The 25,426-nt window shown below is 72.3% G+C and carries 25 protein-coding genes; 6 read left to right on the top strand and 19 right to left on the bottom strand.

The window, feature by feature from the left end; genetic code table 11:
* Positions 1 to 15: 15 nt before the first annotated feature.
* The 6 genes from LB823_RS18595 to mqo all read right to left on the bottom strand — a co-directional run bounded on the left by LB823_RS18595 (position 16) and on the right by mqo (position 6,624).
* On the bottom strand, positions 16 to 615 hold the full coding sequence (locus LB823_RS18595; protein ID WP_224649945.1) for a DUF4822 domain-containing protein: 600 nt from the start codon (positions 613 to 615) through the stop codon (positions 16 to 18).
* 63 nt (positions 616 to 678) lie between these two features.
* Positions 679 to 2,028, bottom strand: a complete 1,350-nt coding sequence (locus LB823_RS18590) for a cobyrinate a,c-diamide synthase (RefSeq protein WP_224649943.1) — start codon at positions 2,026 to 2,028, stop codon at positions 679 to 681.
* Between the two features lie 55 nt (positions 2,029 to 2,083).
* Entirely contained in the window at positions 2,084 to 2,701 is a 618-nt protein-coding gene (gene cobO / locus LB823_RS18585) for a cob(I)yrinic acid a,c-diamide adenosyltransferase (RefSeq protein ID WP_224649941.1), read from the bottom strand.
* Positions 2,702 to 2,806: 105 nt separating this feature from the next.
* On the bottom strand, positions 2,807 to 4,681 hold the full coding sequence (locus tag LB823_RS18580; RefSeq protein WP_224649939.1) for a VWA domain-containing protein: 1,875 nt from the start codon (positions 4,679 to 4,681) through the stop codon (positions 2,807 to 2,809).
* Positions 4,674 to 5,123: a GNAT family N-acetyltransferase gene (locus tag LB823_RS18575; RefSeq protein ID WP_224649937.1), complete on the bottom strand. Its 450-nt coding sequence runs from the start codon at positions 5,121 to 5,123 to the stop codon at positions 4,674 to 4,676. Before LB823_RS18575 ends, LB823_RS18580 begins: the two co-directional genes overlap by 8 nt.
* A gap of 4 nt (positions 5,124 to 5,127) precedes the next feature.
* Positions 5,128 to 6,624: a malate dehydrogenase (quinone) gene (gene mqo, locus LB823_RS18570; protein WP_224649935.1), complete on the bottom strand. Its 1,497-nt coding sequence runs from the start codon at positions 6,622 to 6,624 to the stop codon at positions 5,128 to 5,130.
* A 161-nt stretch (positions 6,625 to 6,785) separates the two neighbouring features.
* Between mqo and LB823_RS18565 the strand changes: the two genes are divergently transcribed.
* Positions 6,786 to 7,778 carry an alpha/beta hydrolase gene (locus LB823_RS18565; RefSeq protein WP_224649933.1) on the top strand — a complete coding sequence of 331 codons (993 nt, stop codon included), beginning with the start codon at positions 6,786 to 6,788 and terminating at the stop codon, positions 7,776 to 7,778.
* Between the two features lies 1 nt (position 7,779).
* Positions 7,780 to 9,189: a mycothione reductase gene (locus LB823_RS18560; RefSeq protein ID WP_224649931.1), complete on the top strand. Its 1,410-nt coding sequence runs from the start codon at positions 7,780 to 7,782 to the stop codon at positions 9,187 to 9,189.
* A 170-nt stretch (positions 9,190 to 9,359) separates the two neighbouring features.
* On the opposite strand, the gene LB823_RS18555 is transcribed toward LB823_RS18560, so the two are convergent.
* The 5 genes from LB823_RS18555 to LB823_RS18535 form a co-directional block, all read right to left on the bottom strand.
* Positions 9,360 to 10,193 (bottom strand): alpha/beta fold hydrolase, encoded by an 834-nt coding sequence (locus LB823_RS18555; protein WP_224649928.1) that lies wholly within the window; start codon positions 10,191 to 10,193, stop codon positions 9,360 to 9,362.
* A gap of 5 nt (positions 10,194 to 10,198) precedes the next feature.
* On the bottom strand, positions 10,199 to 11,728 hold the full coding sequence (locus tag LB823_RS18550) for a cobyric acid synthase (protein ID WP_224649926.1): 1,530 nt from the start codon (positions 11,726 to 11,728) through the stop codon (positions 10,199 to 10,201).
* A 2-nt stretch (positions 11,729 to 11,730) separates the two neighbouring features.
* Complete coding sequence (gene map, locus LB823_RS18545; RefSeq protein WP_224649924.1) at positions 11,731 to 12,600, bottom strand: type I methionyl aminopeptidase; 870 nt, start codon at positions 12,598 to 12,600, stop codon at positions 11,731 to 11,733.
* Positions 12,597 to 13,220, bottom strand: a complete 624-nt coding sequence (locus LB823_RS24125) for a GNAT family N-acetyltransferase (RefSeq protein ID WP_224649922.1) — start codon at positions 13,218 to 13,220, stop codon at positions 12,597 to 12,599. Before LB823_RS24125 ends, map begins: the two co-directional genes overlap by 4 nt.
* A gap of 210 nt (positions 13,221 to 13,430) precedes the next feature.
* Entirely contained in the window at positions 13,431 to 15,257 is a 1,827-nt protein-coding gene (locus LB823_RS18535; protein WP_255604006.1) for a penicillin-binding transpeptidase domain-containing protein, read from the bottom strand.
* Between the two features lie 145 nt (positions 15,258 to 15,402).
* Between LB823_RS18535 and LB823_RS18530 the strand changes: the two genes are divergently transcribed.
* Complete coding sequence (locus tag LB823_RS18530) at positions 15,403 to 16,695, top strand: acetyl-CoA C-acyltransferase (protein ID WP_224649916.1); 1,293 nt, start codon at positions 15,403 to 15,405, stop codon at positions 16,693 to 16,695.
* 84 nt (positions 16,696 to 16,779) lie between these two features.
* Here LB823_RS18530 and LB823_RS18525 read toward each other — a convergent pair whose 3' ends face one another.
* A complete protein-coding gene (locus tag LB823_RS18525) occupies positions 16,780 to 17,511 on the bottom strand; it encodes an SDR family NAD(P)-dependent oxidoreductase (protein ID WP_224649914.1) in 732 nt (243 codons plus the stop codon).
* Positions 17,512 to 17,550: 39 nt separating this feature from the next.
* Here LB823_RS18525 and LB823_RS18520 point away from each other — a divergent pair, with 39 nt between their 5' ends.
* On the top strand, positions 17,551 to 17,925 hold the full coding sequence (locus tag LB823_RS18520; RefSeq protein ID WP_224649911.1) for an ion channel: 375 nt from the start codon (positions 17,551 to 17,553) through the stop codon (positions 17,923 to 17,925).
* On the opposite strand, the gene LB823_RS18515 is transcribed toward LB823_RS18520, so the two are convergent.
* The 3 genes from LB823_RS18515 to LB823_RS18505 all read right to left on the bottom strand — a co-directional run bounded on the left by LB823_RS18515 (position 17,922) and on the right by LB823_RS18505 (position 20,209).
* Positions 17,922 to 18,398: a DUF456 domain-containing protein gene (locus tag LB823_RS18515; RefSeq protein ID WP_374201352.1), complete on the bottom strand. Its 477-nt coding sequence runs from the start codon at positions 18,396 to 18,398 to the stop codon at positions 17,922 to 17,924. The two genes, LB823_RS18520 and LB823_RS18515, sit on opposite strands and share 4 nt — an antisense overlap.
* A gap of 34 nt (positions 18,399 to 18,432) precedes the next feature.
* Positions 18,433 to 18,996: a TetR/AcrR family transcriptional regulator gene (locus tag LB823_RS18510; RefSeq protein ID WP_224649909.1), complete on the bottom strand. Its 564-nt coding sequence runs from the start codon at positions 18,994 to 18,996 to the stop codon at positions 18,433 to 18,435.
* A gap of 106 nt (positions 18,997 to 19,102) precedes the next feature.
* The gene (locus LB823_RS18505) at positions 19,103 to 20,209 is read right to left on the bottom strand and encodes an agmatine/peptidylarginine deiminase (RefSeq protein ID WP_224649907.1); all 1,107 of its coding nucleotides are present in this window, start codon (positions 20,207 to 20,209) and stop codon (positions 19,103 to 19,105) included.
* A 139-nt stretch (positions 20,210 to 20,348) separates the two neighbouring features.
* Here LB823_RS18505 and LB823_RS18500 point away from each other — a divergent pair, with 139 nt between their 5' ends.
* On the top strand, positions 20,349 to 20,663 hold the full coding sequence (locus LB823_RS18500; RefSeq protein WP_224649905.1) for a hypothetical protein: 315 nt from the start codon (positions 20,349 to 20,351) through the stop codon (positions 20,661 to 20,663).
* Between the two features lie 18 nt (positions 20,664 to 20,681).
* On the opposite strand, the gene LB823_RS18495 is transcribed toward LB823_RS18500, so the two are convergent.
* From LB823_RS18495 to dxr, 4 genes are read right to left on the bottom strand one after another with little or no spacing between them, the layout of a single operon-like run.
* Positions 20,682 to 21,515 carry a GNAT family N-acetyltransferase gene (locus LB823_RS18495; RefSeq protein ID WP_224649902.1) on the bottom strand — a complete coding sequence of 278 codons (834 nt, stop codon included), beginning with the start codon at positions 21,513 to 21,515 and terminating at the stop codon, positions 20,682 to 20,684.
* A gap of 50 nt (positions 21,516 to 21,565) precedes the next feature.
* Positions 21,566 to 22,714, bottom strand: a complete 1,149-nt coding sequence (gene ispG / locus LB823_RS18490; RefSeq protein WP_068524936.1) for a flavodoxin-dependent (E)-4-hydroxy-3-methylbut-2-enyl-diphosphate synthase — start codon at positions 22,712 to 22,714, stop codon at positions 21,566 to 21,568.
* Positions 22,715 to 22,730: 16 nt separating this feature from the next.
* Positions 22,731 to 23,966, bottom strand: a complete 1,236-nt coding sequence (locus LB823_RS18485) for an RIP metalloprotease (RefSeq protein ID WP_224649900.1) — start codon at positions 23,964 to 23,966, stop codon at positions 22,731 to 22,733.
* 22 nt (positions 23,967 to 23,988) lie between these two features.
* On the bottom strand, positions 23,989 to 25,140 hold the full coding sequence (gene dxr, locus LB823_RS18480; protein WP_224649972.1) for a 1-deoxy-D-xylulose-5-phosphate reductoisomerase: 1,152 nt from the start codon (positions 25,138 to 25,140) through the stop codon (positions 23,989 to 23,991).
* 45 nt (positions 25,141 to 25,185) lie between these two features.
* Between dxr and LB823_RS18475 the strand changes: the two genes are divergently transcribed.
* Positions 25,186 to 25,426, top strand: a 241-nt coding sequence (locus tag LB823_RS18475) for a DUF1707 domain-containing protein (protein ID WP_224649887.1), incomplete at its 3' end; no start/stop codon positions are given.

Raw genomic sequence — 25,426 nt, 5'->3', positions numbered from 1 at the left:
GAGCGGCCTCCGTCACTACGCGCGCGGCTCGGCGTGCTTGGTGGCGGTGTGCACGATGTCGTAGTACACGGCCTTGTTGGAGGCCTCGGGGTACACGCGGTACGTGAACTCCTTCTCGGTGAGGGTCACGATCTCGACGGTGCGCTTGTACTGGACGCTGCCGTCGGCGTTCTTGGCGACGATGGTGCGGGTCTTGCCGTCGGGCGAGACGGTCCAGTCGCCCTTGCCCTTGGCGGAATCGTCCAGGTTGTAGAGGGTGAAGGTGCCGTCCTTCTTGAAGTAGGCCCAGCCGACGTAGTTCTTGACGTTCTTGTCGGTCAGCGCGACCTTGGCGCCCTTCGCGTCCTTGGCGGCGGTGGTCTCCCACGCGGTCGAGGCGAGGATCGCGCTCGGGGTGCCGGCCTTGACCGGGGTGGGCTTCGAAGCCGACGGCTTGGCCGACGCGCTCGCCGAGGCGCTGGTGGAGGGCTTGGCGGAGGGCTTCGCCGACGCGCTGGGCTTGGCGGAGGAGGAGGGCGAGCCGGGTGCGGCGTAGGAGCCGGCGGCGCAGGCGGAGGTGGCGACCACGGCGGCGGCGGCGAAGGTGACGGAGACGAGCTTGATCGACTTGTGCATGAGGCTTTTGTACAGGAAGCTCTCAGCCCGCGCGAGGCCCCCGCTCAGGGTGAGACGAACTCCTCACGCGACCGCTCTGACCAGGCGTTCGACCGCCTCGGGATATCCGGCAGGATGCACGTGCAGATACGAGGAGTGCACTGTGGGCGAAAGGTGCCCGTCGGTGGTCGCGACCCCGTCGCCGTCCCTCCACCCCCATGCCGGCGCGGGCCCCGCGGCGAGCGCGGTGCGATGGAACTCGTGCCCCGTCACGCGCTCGCCGGGCGCGAACAGCGGGCTCGCGCCGAGGGCGACGGCGTCACGGTAGCCCAGCGTCAGGCGCCGGGTGAAGGTCGCGGCACCCGGCACGATCCCGCACATGGGCACCCCGTCGAGCGATTCCGCGAGGTAGAGCTGCCCCGCGCACTCGGCGTGGATCGCGCCCCCGGCGTCGACCAGGGCGCGCAGCTGATCGCGCAGCGCCGCGTTCGCCGACAGTTTCTCCGCGTACACCTCCGGGAAGCCGCCCGGGAGCACCACGGCGGCCGCGCCGCCGGGCAACTCGTCGGTGAGCGGATCGAAGCGCTCGACCCGAGCGCCGGCGGCGCGCAGCAGCTCCTCGTGCTCGGCGTAGCCGAAGCTGAACGCCGGGCCGCCGGCCAGCGCGACGACCGGCCCTCCCGCGCGCGCGACCTCGTCCGACGGTGACCACAGCGGCCCGTCCGCGACCGGCCGGGCCAGCGCGCGGATCCGCTCGACGTCGACGTGCCGCTCCACCAGCTCCGTCATCGCGGCGACCGCGGCGACGGCCTCCGCGCCGCGCTCCGCGGCGGGGATGAGGCCGAGGTGCCGCGCCGGCACCTCCAGCGCCGCGGCGCCGGGGACCGCGCCGACCGCCTCCAGGCCCGCGTGCGCGCAGGCGTCGCGCAGGACCCGCTCGTGCCGGGCGCTCGAGACGCGGTTGAGGATCACGCCCGCGAGCGCGATACCCGGCCGGTAGGTGGCGAACCCCGCGAGCAGCGCGGCGAGGGACTGCGAGTGCCCGCGGGCGTCGACCACCAGCAGCACCGGGGCGCCGAGGATCTGCGCGACGTCCGCGGTGGAGCCGATGCCCTCGGTGGCCGCGCCGCCGGGGCCGTCGACGATGCGTCCGTCGAACAGGCCCATCACGCCCTCGACGACCGCGATGTCGGCGTCGCGCGCGCCGTGCCGGTACAGCGGCGCGATGCGCTGCTCCCCGCAGAGGATCGCGTCGAGGTTGCGGCCGGGCCGACCGGTCGCGAGGGCGTGGTAGCCGGGGTCGATGTAGTCGGGGCCCACCTTGAACGGGGCGACGGTGCCGGTCCGCGCCAGCGCGCCCATCAGCCCCGTCGCGATGGTCGTCTTGCCGCTGCCCGACGACGGTGCGGCGATGACGACCGCGGGAGCTACCACTCGATCCCTCTGCTCTCCCCGGCCACGGCGCCTCCCGGGACACGGGAGCCGTTCGTCACCACTCGATCCCCCTCTGTCCCTTCCTACCCGCATCCATCGGGTGCTTGATCTTGGTCATCTCGGTGACCAGGTCGGCGGCGTCCATGAGCGCCTGCGGCGCATCGCGGCCGGTGATGATCACGTGCTGGTTCCCGGGGCGGTTCGCCAGGGTCTCGACCACTTCGTCGACGTCGATCCAGCCCCACTTGAGCGGGTAGGTGAACTCGTCGAGCACGTAGAACCGGTGCTGCTCGGCGCCGAGCCGGCGGGCGATCTCCCGCCAGCCGTCGCGGGCGGCCTCGGCGTGGTCCTGCTCGGCGTCGTCGTCGCGGCGCAACCAGGACCAGCCCTGCCCCATCTTGTGCCACTCGACGGGACCGCCGGCGCCGGTGCGCTCGTGCAGCTCGTTCAGCGCGAGCATCGTCTGCTCCTCGCCCACCTTCCACTTCGCGCTCTTGACGAACTGGAAGACGCCGATGTCGAAGCCCTGGTTCCACGCGCGCATAGCCATGCCGAACGCGGCCGTCGACTTCCCCTTGCCCGGCCCGGTGTGCACGGCGAGCAGCGCCTGGTTGCGGCGCTGCCGGGTGGTCAGCCCGTCGTCGGGGACCGATTCGACCTTGCCCTGCGGCATGCGTCACTCCTTCGGGTCGGGGCGCTTAACGAGACTTCACTCCAGCGAAGCGCGGCGACGACTATCGCCGCGCCGCCCGCCAGGATTCGACTTTCGGAACATACGTCAGGCGACGCGGGCCAGATCCTGCGGGCTCAGGCCGCCGAGCGGGAGCATCGGCGCGCCGAGTGCGGCCGCGACCTTCGCCGCGAGGCCCAGCCGCACCATCGAGGTCTCGCAGTCCACGACGACCGTCGCGCGACCGTCGGCGTGCAGCCCCGCCGCCGCGGCGAGCGCGCGCGGCAACGGATCTCGGCCGGCCGTCGCGCGACCGTCGGTGAGCACCACGACCAGCGGGCGCCGGGCGTCGGGCCGCAGGTCCTCGCGGCGCAGCAGCTTCCGCGCCTCGATCAGGCCCTCGGCCAGCGGCGTCCGGCCGCCGGTGCGGGCCCGCGCGAGCCGGGCGACGGCCACGTCGACGGAGCGGGTCGGCGGCACGAGCAGGGTGGCCTCGGCGCCGCGGAAGCCGATGACGGCCACCTTGTCGCGCCGCTGGTAGGCGTCGCGCAGCAGCGAGACCGCGGCCTCGCCGACCAGCGCGATGCGTTCGCGCGCGGCCATCGAGCCGGACAGGTCCACGACGAAGACGACGAGGTTGCCCTCGGTGGCCTCGCGGATCGGCGACCGCAGGTCCGACGGCGCGAGGTGCAGCGGCCCGTCGACCCGGCCGCGCGCGGCCTGCGCGGGGGCGGCGGCGCGCAACGTGGCGGCCAGGTGCAGGCCGGCGCCCGTGCCGGCGGGCGCGGCGCGCACGACGCTGCCGCGGTCGGAGCGCGACTTGGAGCGGCGGCCCGTCGCTCCCCCGGTTCCCGTGCCGGGCACGGTGAGCCGGCTGACGGTGCGGTGCCGCGCGGTCGGCAGCGGGGCGCCCTGCGGCTCCGGGTCCGGCGCGACTGCGTCGTCCTGCGACTGCGGTTCCGGCTGCCCGCCGTCGGGGCCGCCCTCGGGACCACCGTCCGGGCCCCCGTCGTCGGGTCCGTCCGGGCCGTCGTCGTCGGGGTCGGGATCGTCGGCCTCGCGGGCGTCGTCGAGGGCGCGGTCGAGCTCGGCGTCGTCGAGGCCGGGCTCGTCGAACGGGTCGCGGCGCTTGCGGTGCGGCAGCGCGAGGGCCGCGGCGACGCGGACGTCGTCCTCGGTGACCTCGGCGGCGCCGCGCCACGCGGCGTGGGCGCGGGCGGCGCGGGCGATGACCAGGTCGGCGCGCATGCCGTCGACGTCGAAGGCGGCGCAGACCGCGGCGATGCGGCGCAGCTCGGCGTCGGGCAGCGCGACGGCGGGCAGCCGGTCGCGGGCCTCGGCGATGCGACGGGCCTGCTCGGCGTCGGCGGCGGCGTACTCGGCGGCGAAGGCGGCGGGATCGGCCTCGAAGGCGAGGCGACGGCGCATCACCTCGACGCGGGCGTCCACCTCGCGGCTGGCGCGCACGTCGACCGCCAGGCCGAAGCGATCCAGCAGCTGCGGCCGCAGCTCCCCCTCCTCGGGATTCATGGTGCCCACCAGGACGAACCGGGCCGGGTAGGAGCGCGAGACGGCGTCGCGCTCGACGGTGACCCGCCCCATCGCGGCCGCGTCGAGCAGCACGTCGACGAGGTGGTCGGAGAGCAGGTTGACCTCGTCGACGTAGAGGATGCCGCCGTCGGCGTCGGCGAGCAGGCCGGGCGTGAAGTCGACGCGGCCCTCGCCGAGGGCGCGGTGCAGGTCGAGCGAGCCGACGACGCGGTCCTCGGTGGCACCGATGGGCAGCTCGACGAGACGCGCGGGCGCACCGTCGGGGCGGGGCGGCAGCAGCGGGGCCAGCGCGCGGGCGGCGGTGGACTTCGCGGTGCCCTTCTCGCCGCGCACGAGCACGCCGCCGACGGCGGGCGCGATGGCGCACAGCGTGAGGGCGAGCCGCAGCTCGTCGTGGCCGACGACGGCGCTGAACGGGTAGCGGTCAGACACCGGCGGGCCTCCTCATGGGGACGTGCGGGATGCCGTCCTCGATGAATTCGTCGCCCTCGCGGGCGAATCCGTACTTGGTGTACATGCTCTCGAGGTGCGACTGGGCCTCGAGCAGGCAGGCCCGACCGTCGAGCTCCGCGAGCGCCGCGGTCATCAGTTCGCCGATGAGGCCGCGCCCGCGGTGCGACGGTGCCGCGCACACCCGGCCGATCGCGGCCAAGCCCGGGCCCTCGTCGGTGACGCGCACCGTCGCGACGGCGCCGCCGGTACCGCCGGGGGCGGGATCGTCGGGCAGCCAGAGGTGGACCGTCGACGGGGCGAGGTCGCGCCCGTCGACGTCGAGCCACGGGCTCTGCTGCTCGGCGATGAAGACCTCCGCGCGCAGCTTCAGCAGCGCGTAGAGGGTCCTCGCGTCGAGTTCGTCACCGGTGGCGCGGCGCACGGCGCTAGCCCTGCGCGTCGGCCTCGACGCCCGGCGACAGCTGCAGCGTGCGGTTGGTCCAGTCCCAGACCTGGCCGAACAGCTGCTTGTTGTCGTTGAGGGTCGTGCCGTAGGACGGGATCATCTCCTGCAGCAGCGGCTTCCACGCCTGCATGTGCTTCGGGAAGCACTTGCCGAGGACGTCGAGCATGGCCGGGACGGCCGTCGAGGCGCCGGGCGAGGCGCCGAGCAGGCCGGCGATCGACTCGTCGTTCGCGGCGATCACCGCGGTGCCGAACTCGAGGTTGCCGCCGCCGGGGCCCTTGCGGATCACCTGGACGCGCTGGCCGGCGGTGATGAGCTCCCAGTCGCCGCCGGTCGCGCGGGGCACGAACTCGGACAGCGTCTTCACGCGGTCGGCGGGCGACTGCATGAGCTCGCCGATGAGGTACTTGGTCAGGCCCATCTCCTTGAGACCGACGGCCATCATCGGGAGCAGGTTGTTCGGCTTCACCGACAGCGGCAGGTCGGTGTACTGGCCGGCCTTGAGGAACTTCGGCGAGAAGCCGGCGTAGGGGCCGAACAGCAGGCCCTTGTTGCCCTCGATGACGCGGGTGTCGAGGTGCGGCACCGACATCGGCGGGGCGCCGACGGCGGCCTTGCCGTAGACCTTCGCGGCGTGGTGGTCGATGAGCTCCGGGTTGGTGCAGCGGAAGAACTGGCCCGAGACGGGGAAGCCGCCGAAGCCCTTGGCCTCCTTGATGCCCGACTTCTGCAGCAGCGGCAGCGCGCCGCCGCCGGCGCCGACGAAGACGAACCGCGCGTCCACGTAGGAGATCTCGTGGGTGCGCAGGTTGCGCACGGTCAGGCGCCAGCCGTCCTTGGTGCGCTTGAGGTTGGTGACCTTGGTGCCGAAGTGGACGGCGCCGCCCTTGCCCACGAAGTTGATCAGCTTCTTGGTCAGCGAGCCGAAGTCGACGTCGGTGCCGCCCTCGTACCAGTTCACGGCGACCGGGTCGCCGAAGTTGCGGCCCGCGGCCATGACCGGCAGGCGCTCGGAGAACGTGGCCGGGTCGGTGAAGAACTCCATGCCCTCGAACAGCGTCTGGCCGGACAGCGCGTCGTAGCGCTTGCGCAGGTACTCGACGTTGTCGGCGCCGTGCACGAAACTGGCGTGCGGGATGGGGTTGATGAAGTCCGACGGCTCGTCGAGCACGCCCGCGTCCACGGCGTACGCCCAGAACTGGCGCGAGACCTGGAACTGCTCGTTGATCGTGATGGCCTTGGAGATGTCCACGGAGCCGTCGGCGGCCTGCGGGGTGTAGTTCAGCTCGCACAGCGCCGAGTGGCCGGTGCCCGCGTTGTTCCACGGGTCGGAGGACTCGGCGGCCGCGGCGTCGAGGGACTCGAAGACGTTGATCGACCAGCTGGGCTCCAGCTTGCGGAGCAGGGTGCCGAGCGTGGCGCTCATGATTCCCGCGCCGACGAGCGCGACGTCCGTGCTGATCACGTTACGGGCCATCTGGTAGTTCACTCCTCGACGTGGGGCGGGGCCACGCATCGGCCCCCTTCTGCGCGAGAACCTTACTCCGGGGCCCTCCGGTGGCGCGCGGCACACCGTGCAGTACCACCGGACCGTCCGTGCGGTGCCACGCCCCGCCCCGCCGTCATTACAGTGAAGCCGTGGCGACCACTGAGCTGACCTACTCCCCCGACATCCTCGGCGACGACTTCGTCGCGCACACCTTCGAGCTGGGCCCCGACCCGGACGGCGAGCCGGGCGGCGACGTCGTGGCCACGCTGGTCAAGCACGTCGCCGGCCCCGCGGATCCCCACCACGCGGTGCTGTGGGTGCACGGCTTCTCGGACTACTTCTTCCAGACGGCGGTCGCGGAGTTCTTCGCGGACCGCGGTTACGCCTTCTACGCGCTGGACCTGCGCAAGTCGGGGAGGTCGCTGCGGGAGGGCCAATCGGCGCACTACGCGACCGATTTCGCCGTCTACGACGCCGAGCTCGACCTCGCGGTCGCGGCGATCGAGCAGGAGCACCCCGGCCTCGGCGTCGTCGTCGCGGCGCACTCCACCGGCGGCCTGATCACCCCGCTGTGGCTCGACCGCCGCCGCAAGGCCGGTCGCACCGCGCCGATCGTCGGCCTCGTGCTCGACAGCCCGTGGTTCGACCTGCAGGGCTCGGCGGTGCTGCGCGAGGTCGCGACGCCCGTCGTCAAGCTCATCGGCAAGGCCGTGGGCACCCGCGTCGTCCCGGTCGAGGCCGTCGGCGTCTACGGCCAGACGGTCCACTCCAGCGCGCACGGCGAGTTCGACTTCGACGTCCGGATCAAGCCGATCGAGGGCTTCCCGGTGCGCTTCGGCTGGCTACGCGCCGTCCGCGTCGCGCACAGTCTCCTGCACCGAGGCCTCGACGTCGGCGTCCCGTCGCTCGTGCTGCGCTCGACGAAGAGCTTCGCGCCCAAGGAGTGGAGCGAGGAGGCCGGCCGCGCCGACGTCGTCCTCGACACCCGGCAGATCGCGAAGTGGTCGGGCGCGTTGGGTGGGCGCCTCACGGTCGTGCCCGTCGAGAACGCCAAGCACGACGTCTTCCTCTCCGAGAAGGACGCCCGCGAGACCGCGTACGCCGAGCTGGGCACCTGGCTGGCCCGCGAGATCGAGGCCTGACATGGCCGAGCGCGTCTTCGATCTCGTCATCATCGGGTCCGGGGCCGGCAACACGATCCCCGACGAGCGGTTCGACGAGCGCAGCATCGCGATCGTCGACAAGGGGCAGTTCAACGGCGCCTTCGGCGGCACCTGCCTGAACGTCGGCTGCATCCCGACCAAGATGTTCGTCTACCCCGCCGACGTCGCCGACGAGGCCCGCGACGGCGGCGCGGTCGGCGTGGACGCGGAGATCACCGGCACCCGCTGGGCCGACATCCGCGACCGGGTCTTCGGGCGGATCGACCGGTACGCCGCCGGCGGGCTGCGCTACCGCGAGGACAAGTGCCCCAACATCACCGTCTTCCAGCAGGAGGCGTGGTTCCTGCCCGGGTCCGGCGACGGGCTGCACCGCCTCGAGCTGGCCGACGGCACCGTCGTCACCGGACGCGACGTGGTGATCGCGGCCGGCTCGCGGCCCGTGATCCCGCCCGTCTTCACCGCCGACGGCGCTGCGCCCTTCCACACCAACGACACGATCATGCGGCTGGAGGCGCTCCCGGGGCGCGTGATCATCGTCGGCAGCGGCTACATCGCGGCCGAGTTCGCGCACGTCTTCGCCGGCCTGGGCGCCGAGGTCACCGTCGTGGCGCGGGGCGAGCGGCTGCTGCGCTCCCAGGACCAGACCATCTCCGAGGCCTTCACCGAGGCCGCCTCGTCGCGGTGGGACGTGCGCCTGAGCACCGAGGTCACCGCGACCCGGCCGGTGGGCGACGGCGTCGAGGTGGACCTCACCGACGGCTCGACGGTGGCGGGCGACGTCCTGCTCGTCGCGACGGGGCGCACGCCCAACGGCGACTCCCTCGCACTCCCTGCCATCGGCATCGAGCTCGACGGTGCCGGTCGCGTCCCCGTGGACGAGCACCAGCGCACCCCCGTCCGCGGCGTGTGGGCCCTGGGGGATGTGAGCACCCGGTTCCCGCTGCGGCACGTCGCCAATCACGAGGCCCGGATCGTCGCGGAGAACCTGCTGTCGGGGTGGGACTCCCCCGCCGCGACGTCCGATCACCGGTTCGTGCCGGGCGCGGTCTTCTCCCGCCCGCAGGTCGCGTCGGTCGGGCTGACCGAGGCGGAGGCGCGCTCCCGCGGCATCGACGTGGCCGTCGCCGAACAGCGGTACGCCGACATCGCCTACGGCTGGGCCATGGCCGACGCCGAGGGCGTGTGCAAGCTCATCGCGGACCGGTCGACGGGATTGCTGGTCGGTGCGCACATCGTCGGGCACCAGGCCTCGGCGCTGATCCAGTCGGCGATCACGGCGATGTCCTTCTCCATCCCGGCGCAGGAGTTCGCGCGCGGGCAGTACTGGATCCACCCGGCGCTGCCGGAGCTGGTCGAGAACGCGCTGCTGGGGCTGGCGAAGGACGCGTGATCCTAGGAGCTCCCCGGGGTAGAGTCACATGCATGACTCAGCATGATTCGAAGGCCCCCGGCTGCTCCAACCCGAACTGCACGTGCGAGAACTGCTCGTGCGGCGACAGCTGCACCTGCGGCAGCGACAAGTAGCCCGAACCGCTCCGGGACGGCCGCGCGCGGGCGCGGTCAGTTCCGGAGCGTCCGCAGCGCGATCTCCGAGGCCAGGGCCGCGGGGGCGCGCAGCGGGAGCCAGTGGTCACCTTCGGGCACCTCGCTGAGCCGGTAGTCGGCCCGGAGGTAGTGCGCGGTGCCCTTGGCCTGCGCGGCGCCGGCGATGGCGTCGCGGGTGCCCCACACCAGGGTGGTGGGGACCTCGATCACGGGGCAGTCCAGCCCCTCCCCGCCCGGCGCGAGGTTCGCCCGGTACCAGTTCAGCGCCGCCGTGAGTGTCGGCTCGTCCGCCAGGGCGTCGATCCCGCCGCCGGGCGCCGTGGCGAGCAGCGTGCGCGCGTCGTTCGCGAGCAGCGCCTTCTCCGCCTCGCCGGACCGCAGGAACAGCTCCAGGTAGCGCGAACGCTGCCGCTGGTCCTGATCGTTGGCCATCGCGTCGCCGAACGCCGACGGGTGGCCGAACGAGACCGCCGTCAGGCTCATGGCGCGCAGCGGATAGGCGGCGGCGAAGTGCCACGCCACCGTCGCGCCGAGGCCGTGGCCGACGACGTGCGCGTAGGGCACCTCGAGCGCGTCGAGGATGCGCGCGGCGTCCTCGGCGAGGTGCTTCATCGTGTACTGATCGACCCCCACCGGGCGGGCGCCCGGGCTGTAGCCGCGCTGGCGGGGCGCGATGGTGCGCAGTCCCGCCTCGTGGAGGCGCTCCCGCACCTGGTCGAAGCACTCCTCGGTCTGCGGGAATCCGTGCAGCAGCAGTACGGGTACGCCGTGCTCAGACCCCCCGACCGACACGTCGAAGGTCCACGAGCCCGCGGGCACCTGCACCGTGTCAGCTGAATCGATCGGCATGGTGGTCAACGGTAGTCACTCATGATCCGGATGGTCGGCAGGATCGCCGAAAACGCGACAGGGGAATGCAAAGGACTCAGGATCGCGTCGATGTCGCAGTGTTCCTCGAGCGCGTCGGCGATGGCGTCGAGCTGGGCGAGGCGGGCACCGTCGTAGCTGATCGCGCCACCGAGCTCCCGGCCGGGGAAGGTCCGGGCGAGGTACGCCCGACGGAAGGCGTCGGAGCCGAACAGTCCGTGCCAGTGCGTCCCGAGCACGCTCGGGGTGAGCGCCCCCTCGGGTCCGTCGGGGCCGTGCAGCGCAGGGCTTTCCGCGTTCCGAACGACGGTGCCGTGGTGGATCTCGTAGCCCGTCGCGTCCACGCCGAGCCCGGTCCCCGCGACGTTCCGGACGCACTTGGCGCGCGCGAACTCGACGTCGAGGTCGAGGACCCCGAGGCCGTCGACCCGGGTTCCGGGCCCCGCCTCGACGCCGTTCGGGTCGGCGATGCCGCGGCCGAGCATCTGGTAACCGCCGCAGATCCCGACGATCGGGCCGCCTGCGGCCGCGCGACGGGCGAGGGCGTCGGCGAGGCCGCGCTCGCGGAGCCAGCCGAGGTCGCCGACGGTGCTCTTGCTGCCGGGAACCACCACGAGGTCGGCGTCGGCGACGTCGGCGGGCCGGGTGGTCCAGCGGACCGTCAGGCCCGGCTCGCACGCGAGGGCCTCGACGTCGGTGGTGTTGGAGACGCGCGGCAGCGCGATCGCGGCCACGCGGATCGGGTCGCGGTACGCCGATCCCCGGCCGACGAGGTCCGCGCCGAGCGCGGCGAGCGAGTCCTCGGCGTCGAGCCAGAGATCGGTGAGGTACGGGAGCACGCCGAGGGTGGGTCGCCGGGTGATCTCCTCGAGCTGCTCGAGGCCGGGCGTGAGCAGCGAGACGTCGCCGCGGAAACGGTTGATGAGGAAGCCGTAGACCAGGCGCTGGTCCTCGGGCGGCATCACGGCGACGGTGCCAGCGAGGTGCGCGAGCACTCCCCCGCGGTCGATGTCGCCGACGATCAGTGTCGGCAGGTTCGCGGCCCGCGCGAGCCCCATGTTGGCGATGTCGGTGGCCCGCAGGTTGATCTCGGCGGGGCTGCCGGCGCCCTCGCAGAGCACCACGTCGAACTCGTCGCGCAGGGCTCGCAGCGTGGTCGTCACCTCGTCGAGCAGCCACTGCCGCCGGGTGACGTAGTCGCGGGCGCCCACGTCGCCGACCGGCCGACCGTGCAGGACCAGCTGGCTGCGGCGGTCGCTGCCGGGCTTGAGGAGGACCGGATTGAACCGGGTCGACGGTGCGAGACCGCACGCGAGCGCCTGGGTCGCCTGGGCGCGCCCGATCTCGCCGCTGGTGCCGTCGGCCTCGACGGTGGCGACGGAGTTGTTGGACATGTTCTGCGCCTTGAACGGCGCGACGCGCACGCCCCGCCGGGCCAGGAGACGGCACAGTCCGGCCGTGACCGTAGATTTGCCGGCGTCCGAGGTGGCGCCGGCGAGGAGGAGTGCGCCGCGCACGGTTACGCGGTGGGGGCGCTCGGCAGGGTGAGGATCTCGGCACCGTCGTCGGTGACCACGAGGGTGTGCTCGAACTGCGCGGTCCACTTCTTGTCGGTGGTGGCGACGGTCCAGCCGTCGGGCCAGATCTCGTAGTCGAGGCCGCCGAGGTTGATCATCGGCTCGATGGTGAAGACCATGCCGGGCTCGAGCACCGTCTCGACGTTGGGCTCGTCGTAGTGCAGCACGACGAGGCCGTTGTGGAAGGTCTCGCCGATGCCGTGGCCGGTGAAGTCGCGGACCACGGTGTAGCCGAAGCGATTCGCGTAGGACTCGATGACGCGGCCGACCACGTTGAGCTCGCGCCCCGGCTTGACGGCCTTGATTGCGCGCTCGGTGGCGATACGGGTGCGCTCGACCAGCAGGCGGTGCTCCTCGGAGACGTCGCCGGCGAGGAAGGTGGCGTTGGTGTCGCCGTGCACCCCGTCGATGTAGGCGGTGACGTCGATGTTGACGATGTCGCCGTCCTCGATCACCGTCGAGTCCGGGATGCCGTGGCAGATCACCTCGTTGAGGCTGGTGCAGCAGCTCTTGGGGAAGCCGCGGTAGCCCAGGGTCGACGGGTAGGCGCCGTGGTCGAGCATGTACTCGTGCGCCACCCGGTCGAGGTGGTCGGTGGTGACGCCGGGTGCCACCGCGGCGCCCGCGGCCTGCAGCGCGTCGGCGGCGATCCGCGAGGCCACCCGCATCTTCTCGATGGTCTCCGGGGTCTGCACCCACGGCTCGTTGCCCTCGTTCGCCGACGGCTTGTCGACGTATTCGGGTCGCACGATCTTCGCCGGGACGGCCAGACGGGGTGAGACGGTGCCGGGAACGAGTGCAGCGCGGGTCATCCGTTCAGCGTAATCGGCGCCGCACGCTCCCCGTCCGGCCCGGTCGGGATCCAGTAGTGGCAGACGGGTTCGAGGAAGTCGTGGCCGATGCCGAAGTCGTCGACCGAGCGGATCCGGGTGAGCACGCCGCCGGCCGACTCCGCGGTGCGGCGCGAGGCGAGGTTGCTCTCGTCGCAGGTGACGAGGACCTCGGTCAGCCCGAATCCCGCGGCGCGCCGGACCACCTCGCGCAGCGCCGTCGAGGCGACGCCCTGCCGCCGCGCCGAGGGACGCACGTGGTAGCCGATGTGGCCGCCGAGCTCGGCGAGCAGGGGGCTCAGCTCGTGCCGCAGCTGGATCGCCCCGAGGTACCGGTCACCGTCGACCATCCACCAGCTCGTGGCGGGCACGCGGCCGCCGCTGCCGTCGATCATCGCCTGCTCGTTGATGCGGTCCACCCAGGTCCCGAAGTCCGACGGCGCCGTCAGGTCCAGGTCGCGCGCCAGGGCGCTGCCGGAGCCCGGGTGATGCGTCACGTCGCCCCACTCCGCGACGTTGCGCAGCCACTCGTCGTGCCAGTCGGCCGTCGGTGCGATCAGCTCGATGCCCATGTCGCCGACCCTGCCCGATCTGATTCGCACGGGCAATCGCATTTCCCCGGCGTGTGATCCTGTTCGCCGAAGGGCGGCGCGGGGGCACGCGCCGCCCCATGGCTATGAAATCGTGACCGCCAGGTCACCGCTGTCGGAAGTGTCACTGACGGTCACGATTTCATAGGTCCGAAATTGTCCTACCCGAGCCGGAACGAACCCGCACCAGGTGGGCATCGATTCCCGGGTCGGCACCGATCCTCAGTTGGGCACGGCGGAGACGGGGGCGTCGAAGCGGTCGAAGAACTCCTTGGTGACCGCGACGGCGTTGTCGGAACTGCCGCCGAGCACGACGAGGGTGGCGAAGGCCAGGTCGCCGCGGTAGCCGACGAACCAGGCGTGCGAGCCACCGTCGACCTCCGCCTCACCGGTCTTGCCGAGGATGTCGCCGGAGCCCCGGATCAGCTCGGCGGTACCGGAGGCGACGACCTCGCGCATCATGGCGCGCACGCCGTCGGCGGCCTTCACGTCGAGCGGGGGCCGCTCCCCGTCGACCTTGGTGGGCTTGCCGAGCAGCAACTGCGGGGTGACCGCGCCGCCGTGCGCGACGGACGCGACGGCGAGCGCCATGGCGAACGGGCTGACCAGCACCTCGCCCTGGCCGAAGCTGTCCTCGACCTGGTTGACCATGGCCTTGGGCAGCGGGTACTGCCCGGACGAGACGGGCAGCCCGGCGATGGCGTAGTCGGGCCCGATGCCGAGCTCGGCGGCCGCGGTGTTCAGCGCCTCGGGCTTGAGCTTGGCGCCGAGGAAGGCGAAGCTCGTGTTGCAGGAGCGGGCGAACGCGCGCTGCATCGTCACGTCGCCGAGGGCGAAGCGGTTGTAGTTGGGTACCTCGCGCTCGCCGATGGTGAGGGTGCCCGGGCACGGGACGATCGTCTCCGGGGTGGCGATGCCCGCGGAGATCGCCGCGGTCGCGGTGACGATCTTGCCGGTGGAGCCCGGCGGGTACAGGCCGGACGTGGCGAGCGAGCCGAGCTTGTCGGCCTCGGGGTTCTGCGCGACGGCGAGCACGTTGCCGGTCGAGGGCTGGATCACGACCATCATCGACTGCCGGTCGCGACGGGTGTTCACGGCGGCCTGCGCGGCGGCCTGCGCGATCGGCGAGATGCTCACCGACACCGCGGGCGCCGGCTGCGCCGCCGTGGTCGACAGCGTGGAGACCCGCGCGCCGGTGTCGGCCTGCGCGATCACCTCCCAGCCGTCCTTGCCCGCCAGATCGCCGGTGACGTTCTGCTTGATCGACGACATGAGCGCGGGCGCGAAGGTGCGGTCGGTGGGCACCAGATCGGCCTGCTCGACGAGGGTGACCCCCGGGAGCGACGTCACGTCGCCGGCGAGCTTGCGCAGGTCGTCCTGATTCACCGAGGCCACGGTGTACGGGGCGCTCAGCGAGGTGGCCTGCTCGGTGATCTGCACCGGGTCGAGGTTGGGCAGGATCGGCTGCAGCGCACGGGTCAGCTGGCCGGCGACGTCGAGCACCGTCGTCGGCGCCGCGACCTTGGACGCCTCGATCCGGATCCGGGTGATGACGCCCGGCACGAGCACGGAGCCGCCGGACGCCGAGTTCACGGGCGCCTTGTCGGCGGGCAGGGCGCGGAGCACCATCGTCTGGTTCGCACCGAGCCGCGGGTGCAGCACCGACGGCGCCCACCGCACCCGCCACTGCCCGTTCTCCTGGACGCCGGTCAGCGTGCCGCGGTAGTCCCACGACCGGCTCGACCGCCCCTGCTCGGCGGGCAGGTCCCAGATGTACTCGTACTCGACCTGACTGGTCGCCCCGGTGGTCCGCACCTGACCGACCTTGAGCTGCACGCCCCGGGCCTGCAGCCCGGCGAACGCTGCCTGCAGCGCCTTCTTCGCCGACTCGGGCGTGGTCGTCAGCGCCGCCGCGGCGTCGAGGTCGTGGTCGGCGAGCGCGGCGCCGAAGCGCACCGCGAGCGGGCCCGGGCCGTTGGTGTTCGCCGGCGAGCAGCCGCCGGTCGCGACCAGCGCCACGAGGGCGACGATCACGACGGCGCGGCGCATCGGCTTCTTCACCGGCCCAGCGTAGGACGGTGCGCCGCCCGGTTCGGGTTGCCGCGCTGGGGTGTGACCGGTGGGGCGCAGGTGACGGCCGAAACGCCGTGACCGCGATCACGCGGACGAACTGACTCGTGAGTAAGATCGCCGCATGACCACTCCACAGAGCCGTCGCGCCGTGATCGTCTCCGGCGCGCGCACCCCGTTCGTCCGCGCCTTCGGCGACTACGTCCACCTCGACAGCATCGCGCTCGCGGACCACGCCGTGCGCGGCCTCCTCGACCGCGTCCCGGCCGTCGCCGACCGCATCGAGGCCATCGTCTGGGGCGGCGTCATCCTGCCCGCGGGCGCGCCCAACATCGCCCGCGAGATCGCGCTCGACCTCGGCCTCGGGCACGGCGTCGAGGGGCACACCGTGACCCGCGCCTGCGCCTCCGGCCTGCAGGCCGTCACCACCGCCGCCGCGGCGATCGAGCGCGGCGAGTACGACGTGATGATCGCCGGCGGCTCCGACTCCGTCTCCAACGCCGCGGTCAACCTCCCGCAGAAGCTGGTCCAGGCCGCCGCTCCCCTCGCCCTCGGCAAGCCCTCGCCCCGCGCCTACCTCGACGCCGCGATCGGCCTGGCGCCGTTCACCGGCCTCCTTCCCAGCCGCCCGCGCATCGAGGAGCGGACCACCGGCGAGGTGATGGGCGAATCCGCCGAGAAGATGGCGCGGATCCACGGCGTCACGCGAGAGGCGCAGGACGCGTTCGCCGCCCGCTCGCACGCCCGCGCCGCCGCGGCGATCGCCTCGGGCCGGTTCGACCGCGAGGTCGTGCCGGTGACCACGCCCGACGGGACGACCGTCGCCCGCGACGGACTCGTGCGCGGCGACACGAGCGCCGAGAAGATGGCGCGGCTGAAGCCCGCCTTCGAGCGCGAGGGCACCGTCACCGCCGGCAACGCCAGCCCGCTCACCGACGGCGCCGCCGCGGTCCTGATCATGAGCGAGGAGAAGGCCCGCGAGCTGGGCCTCACCCCCCTGGCCGCGATCCGCTCGTGGAGCTACGTCAGCGTCGATCCGGCCGACGAGGTGCTCATCGGCCCGGCGATCTCGATGCCCCGCGCGCTGGACAAGGCCGGTCTCAAGCTGGAGGACGTCGACCTCGTGGACATCCACGAGGCCTTCGCGGCGCAGACCCTCTCCGTCCTCGACGCCCTCGCCAGCCCGGAGTGGGCCGCCGAGCGACTCGGCCGCGACACCCCCGTCGGCGAGATCGATCCGGAGAAGCTCAACGTGCACGGCGGCTCCGTGTCGATCGGGCATCCGTTCGGCGCCACCGGCGCCCGCATGGTCACGACGATGGCCAACGAACTCGCACTCTCCGGCAAGGACACAGCGCTGCTCGGCATCTGTGCGGCGGGCGGGCACGGCGCGAGCGTCGTCCTCGAGCGCGTGTAGTCGTGAATCCGGCCGATTTCCGGTTCACGAGGGCGATATCGGCCTCCTGACGGAGAAATCGGCCGATTTCACGACCGGCCCGCCTCAGGTCACCGAGAGGCCGCCGTCGACGCAGACGTTCTGCCCGGTCACGAAGGCCGAGCCGGGTCCGGCCAGGAAGATCGCCGCGGCGGCGAAGTCCGACGGTGCGCCGAGCGTCCCGGTGTGCGCGCGACGCCGGAAGTACTCGGCGCGTGCGGGATCCGCGAGCACGGCGGTGGTCATCGGCGTCGCGACCAGTCCGGGCGTCAGCGAGTTCGCGGTGACGCCCGACGGTGCCCACGCCTCCGACTGGGAGCGGGTGAGCCCGGCGATGCCGGCCTTGGCGACGCCGTAGGCGCCGCTGTTGCCGAACGCGCGGTGCGCCTGCGTCGACGCGACGTTGATGATCCGGCCCCAGCCCCGCGCGGCCATCCGCGGCCCGTAGTGCTGCCCGAGCTGGAACGGGGCGTCGAGGTTGACCGCGAGGATCTCGCGGTAGAGCGCGTCGTCGATGTCGCCGAGCGGCGGGCGCGGGTTGCTGCCGGCGCAGTTGACCAGGATATCGACGGCGTCGGCCCGGGCGTCGGCCTGCTCGATCAGCTCAGCAGCGCCGCGCGTGAGGTCGGCGCTGATCCCGTCGGCGCCGAGGCGGTCGCGGTCGCGGCCCGCCCGGAGCACGCGGGCCCCGGCACCGTCGAGCGCCTCCGCGATGGCCGCCCCGATCCCCGAGCTCGCGCCGGTGACCAGCGCCGTGCGCCCGGTGAGGTCGAACAGTGCTGACACCGCGGATCGCATGGCGGCAACCCTACGCGGCGGCGCCGATAGGCTGGGGTCGTGTTGGGGCTGACGTTGATGTTCAAGAGGCTCGCCGGCGCGATCCGCACGAGCTGGCGGGATCGACCGTTCCGCGGAGCGGTCCTCAGCCTGGTCGTCATCGTCACAGCGGCGACGGTCTTCTACACCCTCACCGAGAAGTGGTCGGTGATCGATTCGCTGTTCTACGCGGTGTCGGTGGGGCTGCCGATGGGCGGCGGGGCGCTGAGCCCCACGCTCACGATCTCGAAGATCTTCACCCTGGTCTACGCGATCCTCGTGGTCGGCCTGTTCGTCACCGTCGGCGGCTCGCTCGCGCGGTCGATCGTGCAGAACAACACGGACCGCGTGACGCGGCTGGCCGACAAGCGCGCCCGGGACGAGGACGAGAACTAGGTCAGGACCGCCGCCAGCCAGATCGCGATGGCGCCGAGCGCGCCGGCCAGCTCGATGAGGATGAGCAGGCCCGCGGCCTTCGTGGCGGCGAGCGCCGCCTGCCAGCCCGCCTTCGCGTCCTTCAGCCGAATCGCCTCGGCGGCGAAGGTGCCGCCGATGAAGCCGATGATCAGGCCCACGACGGGAATCACGAAGAAGCCGATGATGCCGGCGATCCCGCCGACCACGAGCGACCACTTCCCCACCCCGGCCTTGGCCATCGTGCGGCCGCCGACGAGGTACTTCACGCCCCACGCGAGCACCATCACCGCCAGCGCGGCGGCGAACACCCACCAGGCACTGCCGCCCGTGATGAACGCCCAGATCAGGATGCCGAGCGCCACCAAGGACGAGCCCGGCAGGACCGGGACGACGATCCCCAGCAGGCCGATCACCATCAGCGCGACGACCGCCACGTACCCCCATGCATTCACGCACGAAGAGTAACCGCGGAATGCCGCACGCGGGTCACCGAGCCGGTGGCAGCTCGGCCTCCAGCGCGCCGATCACGAGAGCCCGGGCCCGGTCCACCGTGAGGGATCCGCTGTGCCACCGCTCGCTGAGCCCCTCCACCAGGGCGGTGAGCCGGGTCGCGATCGCCCCGGCGTCACGGCCCGCCGCCTCCGGGATCTGCTCGATCAGCGTCGCGACGTCGCGGTCCCAGGAGTCGGTGGCCGCACGCAGGTCATCCCGGAGCGGCGGCTCGAAGACGGCGCTCGCGCGGAGCTCGCCCCAGGCGATGCTGGTGGTCCGCACCTCGTCGGTGTCCTGGAGCTCGTCGAGCAGCATCGACTCGAGCTGCTCACGCGGACCGGCGGCATCGGTCCGCGGTTCGGTATAGGCCTCCGCGGTGCGGTTGATCTGCTCGAACGCCGCGTGCACGATCCCGTCGCGATCGTGGAAGTGGTAGTAGATCAGCGCGGTGGAGACGCCCGCCTCGGCGGCGAGCTTCTCCACCCGGAGGCCGCGCACGCCGTCGCGGGCGATGACGCGGACCGCGGCCTGCATGATCTGGGTGCGGCGGTCGGTCATGGGGCCTCACAGTATCGGAGCGCGGCCGCTCCTCCGGCCCGGCACGACACCACCGGGCACGACGCGGTCCGGTACGCCCCCGCCCGGCACGACGGGCGACGCGAGATCACGCGGGCTCCTGCTGCGTCGTGCAGTGGATGCCGCCGCCACCCGCCGCGATCCCGTCGATGTTGATCTGGACGACCTGCCGGTCCGGGAACAGCCGCTGCATCGTCGCGCGGGCCGCGGCGTCGGTGTCGCGCGCCCCGAACTCCGGCCCGATCACCGCGCCGTTGCACAGGTAGAAGTTGATGTAACCGCCGGCGAAGTCGTCGCTCGCGAACTCTTCGCGGACGGACGACGGGCTCTCCATCACCTCGACCTGCAGCCGGTTGCCGTGCACGTCCGTCGCCGCGCGCAAGATCTCCAGGTGCTTGCGGGTCACGTCGTAGTCGAACGAGTCCCGGTCGGTCTCCAGGCCGGCGACCACGACGCCGGGCCGGGCGAAGCGCGCGTAGAAGTCGGTGTGCCCGTCGGTGATGTCCTCGCCCGCGATCCCCGGCAGCCAGATGACCTTCCGGATCCCGAGCAGCTCGCGCAGCTCGTCCTCCACCTCGGTCCGCGTCCACCCGCGATTGCGGTTGTCGTTGAGCACACAGCTCTCGGTGATGATCGCGGTCCCCTCGCCGTCGACCTCGAGCGCGCCGCCCTCGAGCACCAGGTCGGTGCGCAGCGAGGGCACGCCGGCCCGGCCGGTCACGAACCCCGCGACCTCCCGGTCGCGCCGGTGGCGCTGCTTGGAGCCCCAACCGTTGAAGTTGAAGTCCACCCCGGCCTTCGCCGGCCCGTTCTTCACGAACGTCGGCCCGGTGTCGCGGACCCACAGGTCGTCGAGCTCGCACGGGACGAGCTCGACGCGGGAGCCGCTCACGAGGCGCTGGGCCTGCGCCATCTGCGCCGGCGGCACGAGCATCGAGACCGGCTCGAACCGCGCGATGGTGGTCGCGATCAGCGCCAGGTTGCTCTGGACAGTGGGGACCAGGTCGGCGCCCCAGATGCGATCGCTCGCGGCGAACGCCATCCACGTCCGGGCGTGCCGCGTCCCCTCCTCCGGCATCAGCCAGGGGCCGCCGTCGCGGGCGGGCGCCGCGCCCGCGGCATCGTCGGCGCATCCGGTCAGGAGCAGGCCGCTGAGGGCGGCGATCGAGGTCTGCAGGAAGGTGCGGCGTCGCATGGTGGGTGGTCCTCTTCTCATCACAGCGCGGCGGTCAGCCCGGTTCGGACCCCTGCCACTCCCCGAACGATAGTCCTGACTGAATTTTTAGTCAAGTTGCGGCCGCTAGTGTTACCGCCGAGACGAAGGAGCGTGAAGCATGAGCGATCAGATCCGCGAGGCGCGCCAGCCGATGGTGACGTCCCTCGGCATCATCCTGGGATTCCTGTTGAACTTCCTCGCCCAGTGGGCCATTCGCGACGACGGCAAGGCGCCCGTCGAGAGCGCGACGGACTGGGTGATCGTGGTGACGCTGTTCGGTTCCGCCGCGCTGATGATCACGGTGCTGGTCGGCGTGCTCAGCAACGCGTACGCGGAGGAGGACGCGCCCCGGCGCTATCGCCGACTGTTGGTCGTCTACGTCGTCGCGATCGCCCTGGCGTTCGGCGGCATGGGGATCGCGCTGTTCATCTGACGCCGCCCGCGCGAGGGATCAGGCCAGGAGGACGGTGGCGAACGTCGCCACCTGGCGGAAGCCGACGCGCTCGTACGCGCGCCGCGCGGCGAGGTTGAAGCTGTTGACGTACAGGCTGGGCAGCCGCCCGGAACGGAGCACGGACTCCGCGACCGCGGCGGTCCCCGCCCCGCCGAGCCCCTGCCCGCGCAGGTCGGGCCGCACCCACACGCCCTGGATCTGCCCGACGGTCCGCGAGACCGCCCCGACCTCCGCCTTGAAGGCGACCTCGGCACCGTCGAACAGGACGTACGCGCGCCCCGCGAGGATCGTGTTGGCGACCCGGCGCCGATAGGCCCGGCCCCCGTCGGCGCCCCGCGGGTCGATCCCGACCTCGGCGGTGAACATGGCGATCGCAGCGTCGAGGTAGCGGTCGAGCTCGGCGAGCCGGGCCGGCCGGACGCCGGCGTGCGCGAATCGGGAGGGCTCGCTCATCGTCATCAACGGCTGCTCGGGGCGGACCTCGCGGGCCGGGCCCCAGGCACCCTCGAGGCCCTCCCACAGCGGCAGCACCATCTCGGCGCGACCGACGACCGACGCGGCGGACCGGTGCGCACGCCCGGCACGGCCCGCGAAGTAGCGCATGTCCTCGACGTCGCCGCGCAGCGGCATGAGGTTGGCACCCGAGAAGCAGAGCGCATCGCCCACGTCGCGATGGGTCCAGAGTTCGCCGCCGAGGCGCCCGGGTTCGGTGCCGCACTCCTGCACGCGGCCGGCGACCATGCACGCGGCCACCGGGTCGTCGTCGAGGACGGCGAGCACCCTCGGCAGGTCCCGCGACGGGACCGGCCGTTCGTGCAACATCCTCAACACAGGCGGCTCCTCACCCCTGGCACGGCCCGCACGCAGTGGCGGGCCGCGACCTACGACACCGTGACGACCGGCGTTCCGCTCTCACTATCCCCCGACTCCTCCGCGATGCGCAGGGCTTCCTCGATCAGGGTCTCGACGATCTTGGACTCGGGGACGGTCTTGATGACCTCGCCCTTGACGAAGATCTGGCCCTTGCCGTTGCCGGAGGCGACGCCGAGGTCGGCCTCGCGGGCCTCGCCGGGCCCGTTCACGACGCAGCCCATGACGGCGACGCGCAGCGGCACCTCCATGCCCTCGAGGCCGGCGGTCACCTCGTTGGCGAGCTTGTAGACGTCCACCTGCGCGCGGCCGCACGACGGGCAGGAGACGATCTCCAGCTTGCGGGGCCGCAGGTTCAGCGACTGCAGGATCGCGTCGCCCACCTTGATCTCCTCCGCCGGCGGGGCCGAGAGGGAGACGCGGATCGTGTCGCCGATGCCGTCGGAGAGCAGGGAGCCGAAGGCCACGGCGCTCTTGATGGTGCCCTGGAACGACGGGCCCGCCTCGGTGACGCCGAGGTGCAGCGGGTAGTCGCACTGTGCGGCGAGCTGCCGGTAGGCCTCGACCATGATCACCGGGTCGTTGTGCTTGACGGAGATCTTGATGTCGCCGAAGCCGTGCTCCTCGAACAGGCTCGCCTCCCACAGCGCGGACTCGACCAGCGCCTCCGGGGTGGCCTTGCCGTACTTCTCCATGAGCCGCTTGTCGAGCGAGCCCGCGTTGACGCCGATGCGGATCGGGATGCCCGCGGCGCCGGCGGCCTTCGCCACCTCGCCGACGCGGCCGTCGAACTCCTTGATGTTGCCGGGGTTCACGCGCACCGCGGCGCAGCCGGCGTCGATCGCGGCGAAGATGTACTTCGGCTGGAAGTGGATGTCGGCGATGACCGGGATGTTCGCCTTCTTGGCGATGATCGGCAGCGCATCGGCGTCCTCCTGCCGCGGGCAGGCGACGCGCACCATGTCGCAGCCGGACGCCGTGAGCTCGGCGATCTGCTGCAGCGTGGCGTTCACGTCGTGCGTCTTGGTGGTGCACATGGACTGCACCGAGATGGGGCTGTCGCTGCCGACGCCGACGCCGCCCACGTTGAGCTGACGGGTCTTACGACGGGGTGCGAGCGTCGGGGCCGGGGCTGCCGGCATTCCCAAACCTACGGACATTTCCTGCTACTCCAGTTCAGTTGAAGAGCTTGATCGGATTGACGATGTCGGCTGTGAGGACGAGCAACATGTACCCGCCCGCGAGCGCCAGGACGACGTACGTCAGCGGCGCGAGCTTCATGTAGTCGACGGGCCCGCCCTTGCGGCCGGTGACCAGGTCGCGGAGCTTCTCGAAGATCACCACCGCCATGTGACCGCCGTCGAACGGCGGCACCGGCAGCAGGTTGATCAGGCCCAGCATGAGGTTCAGGCCGGCGAGGAGCAGGAAGAACACGCTCCACATGTCGCGCTCGGCGACCTCGCCGCCGATCATCGACGCGCCGACCAGGGACTGCGGGGTGTCGAGGCCGCGCTCCTCCCCCTTGATCGCGTCGATCAGGGCGGGGATCTTCTGCGGCAGCTGACCGATCGCGACGATCGTCTTGTGGCCCAGGTCCACGGTGAAGGCGGCGGTGCCGCCGATCGCGGTGATCGGGTTGTAGTGCTCGGTCACGCCGAGGGTGCCGACGCTGATGCCGATCGTCGGGCCGGAGACCTCGACGAGCTCCTTCCCGTCCTCGGACGGGCGCCACTTCTTGCTGGTCACGGGGTCGATGGAGACGGTGCGCTGCTGGCCGTCGCGCTCGATGCCGAGGACGATCGCGCCCGACGTGTTCTGCAGGGCGTCGAAGACCGTGTCGGCGTCGACCGCGGTGCCGTTGACGGAGGCGATGACGTCGCCCCGCACCAGGCCCGCCTGCGCCGCGGGGCTCGGGCGGCACTCGCCGACCGGGCGGCTGGGCTGCTCCTTCGTCGGCTTGGTGGTGGCGTCGGCGACGCAGCCGGTGGCGGCGACGGCCGCGCGCGGCGTCGCGGTCGTCGACGGCAGGCCGGCGGTGACCGCGACGCCGTAGATCAACAGCGCGCCGAGGATGAAGTTCATCCCCGGGCCGGCGAACAGCACGAACAGCCGCTTCCACGCGGCCTGCTTGTACATCGCCTTCTCCTGCTCGACGGGCGTCTTCAGCTCGTCCAGCAGGGTCATCCCGGCGATGTCGCAGAAGCCGCCGAGCGGCAGCGCCTTCACGCCGTACTCGATGCCGTCCTCCGTCTTGGGGCGGCGCACCGACCACAGGGTGGGCCCGAAGCCGATGAAATAGCGCCGGACCTTCATGCCTGTGGCCTGCGCCGCCCACATGTGCCCGCACTCGTGCCAGGCGATCGACGCCAGGATGCACAGCGCGAACGCTGCGATCCCCAGTGCGTACATCATGACGTCCAGAATACCGGGCGGATCAGACCAGCCCGACCAGCTCGGTCGCCCGGCGACGGGCCCACTCCTCCGCCGCGAGGACGTCCGCGACGTCGCGAGGCTCGGCCCGCCACTGGGCACCGTCGGCGACGACCTGCGCGACGGTGTCGACGATGGCGAGGAAGGACGTGCGGCCGTCGAGGAAGGCCTGCGCGACGACCTCGTTGGCGGCGTTGAAGACGGCGGTGAGGCTGCCGCCGCGGGTGCCGGCGTCGCGGGCGACGGCGATCGCGGGGAAGGCCTCGTCGTCGACGGGGGCGAAGGTCCAGGTGTGCGGCTGGGTGAAGTCGCAGGCGGCGCTTGCGCCGGGCACCCGGTCGGGCCAGCCGAGGGCCAGCGCGATCGGCAGCTTCATCGACGGCGGCGAGGCCTTGGCGATGGTCGCGCCGTCGACGAAGGTGACCATCGAGTGCACGACGGACTGCCGGTGCACCGTGACGTCGATGCGGTCGTAGGGCACGCCGAACAGCAGGTGCGCCTCGATCACCTCGAGCGCCTTGTTGACCAGCGTCGCGGAGTTCAGCGTGATCATCGGCCCCATCGACCAGGTGGGGTGCTTGCCCGCCTGCTCGGGCGTCACGTCGGCGAGCTCGGCGCGGGTGCACCCGAAGAAGGGCCCACCGGACGCGGTGAGGATCAGTCGGTCGACCTCGGCCGCAGTGCCCCCGCGCAGGCACTGCGCGATGGCGGAGTGCTCGGAGTCGACGGGCACGATCTGCCCCTCGGCGGCGCGCTTCAGGACGAGCGATCCGCCCGCGACCAGGGACTCCTTGTTGGCGAGCGCCAGCCGCGCGCCGCTGTCGAGGGCCGCGAGGGTCGGGCCCAGGCCGAGGCTGCCGACGACGCCGTTGAGCACCACGTCCGCCTCGACGGTCTCCACGAGGCGGGTCATGGCGTCCGGGCCGGTCAGCGCACCGTCGAAGCCGGTGGCGCGGGCCGGGTCCGCGATGCCGATCCGGGCCCCGTCGACGCCGACGGCGCGCGCCTGCTGCGCGAGGAGCTCGGGGTTGCCGCCCCCGGCGCCGAGGCCGACCACCTCGAACCGGTCGGGGTTCTCGGCGATCACCTCCAGCGCCTGGGTGCCGATGGAGCCGGTGCTGCCGAGGATGAGGACGCGGGTGGTCACGGTGTTCAGCCTAGGAGTCGCGCCCCGTGCGGTCGCGAACGCTACGCTGAATGCATGTCGGAAAACTTCGACCCAACCCAGAGTGAATCGTCGGGGAAGCGGGCCCGCGACGCCGACCGCGAGCAGGTCATGGGCCTGCTCGACGGCGCGCTCGCCGACGGCCAGCTCGACGGTTTCGAGCATCGCGAGCGGGTAGCGCGGGCCCTGCGCTCGGGGACCCTGGGCGAGCTCGGGGCGACCGTCGCGGACCTCCAGGTCGCGACGCCGACCTTCCTCCTGCCGCCCGTGCAACCCC

It is taken from the genome of Tsukamurella sp. M9C (assembly GCF_020169415.1).
Lineage (GTDB): Bacteria > Actinomycetota > Actinomycetes > Mycobacteriales > Mycobacteriaceae > Tsukamurella.
The sequence above is the reverse complement of the archived record's forward strand: the minus strand, read 5'-3'. Positions and strand labels throughout refer to the sequence as shown.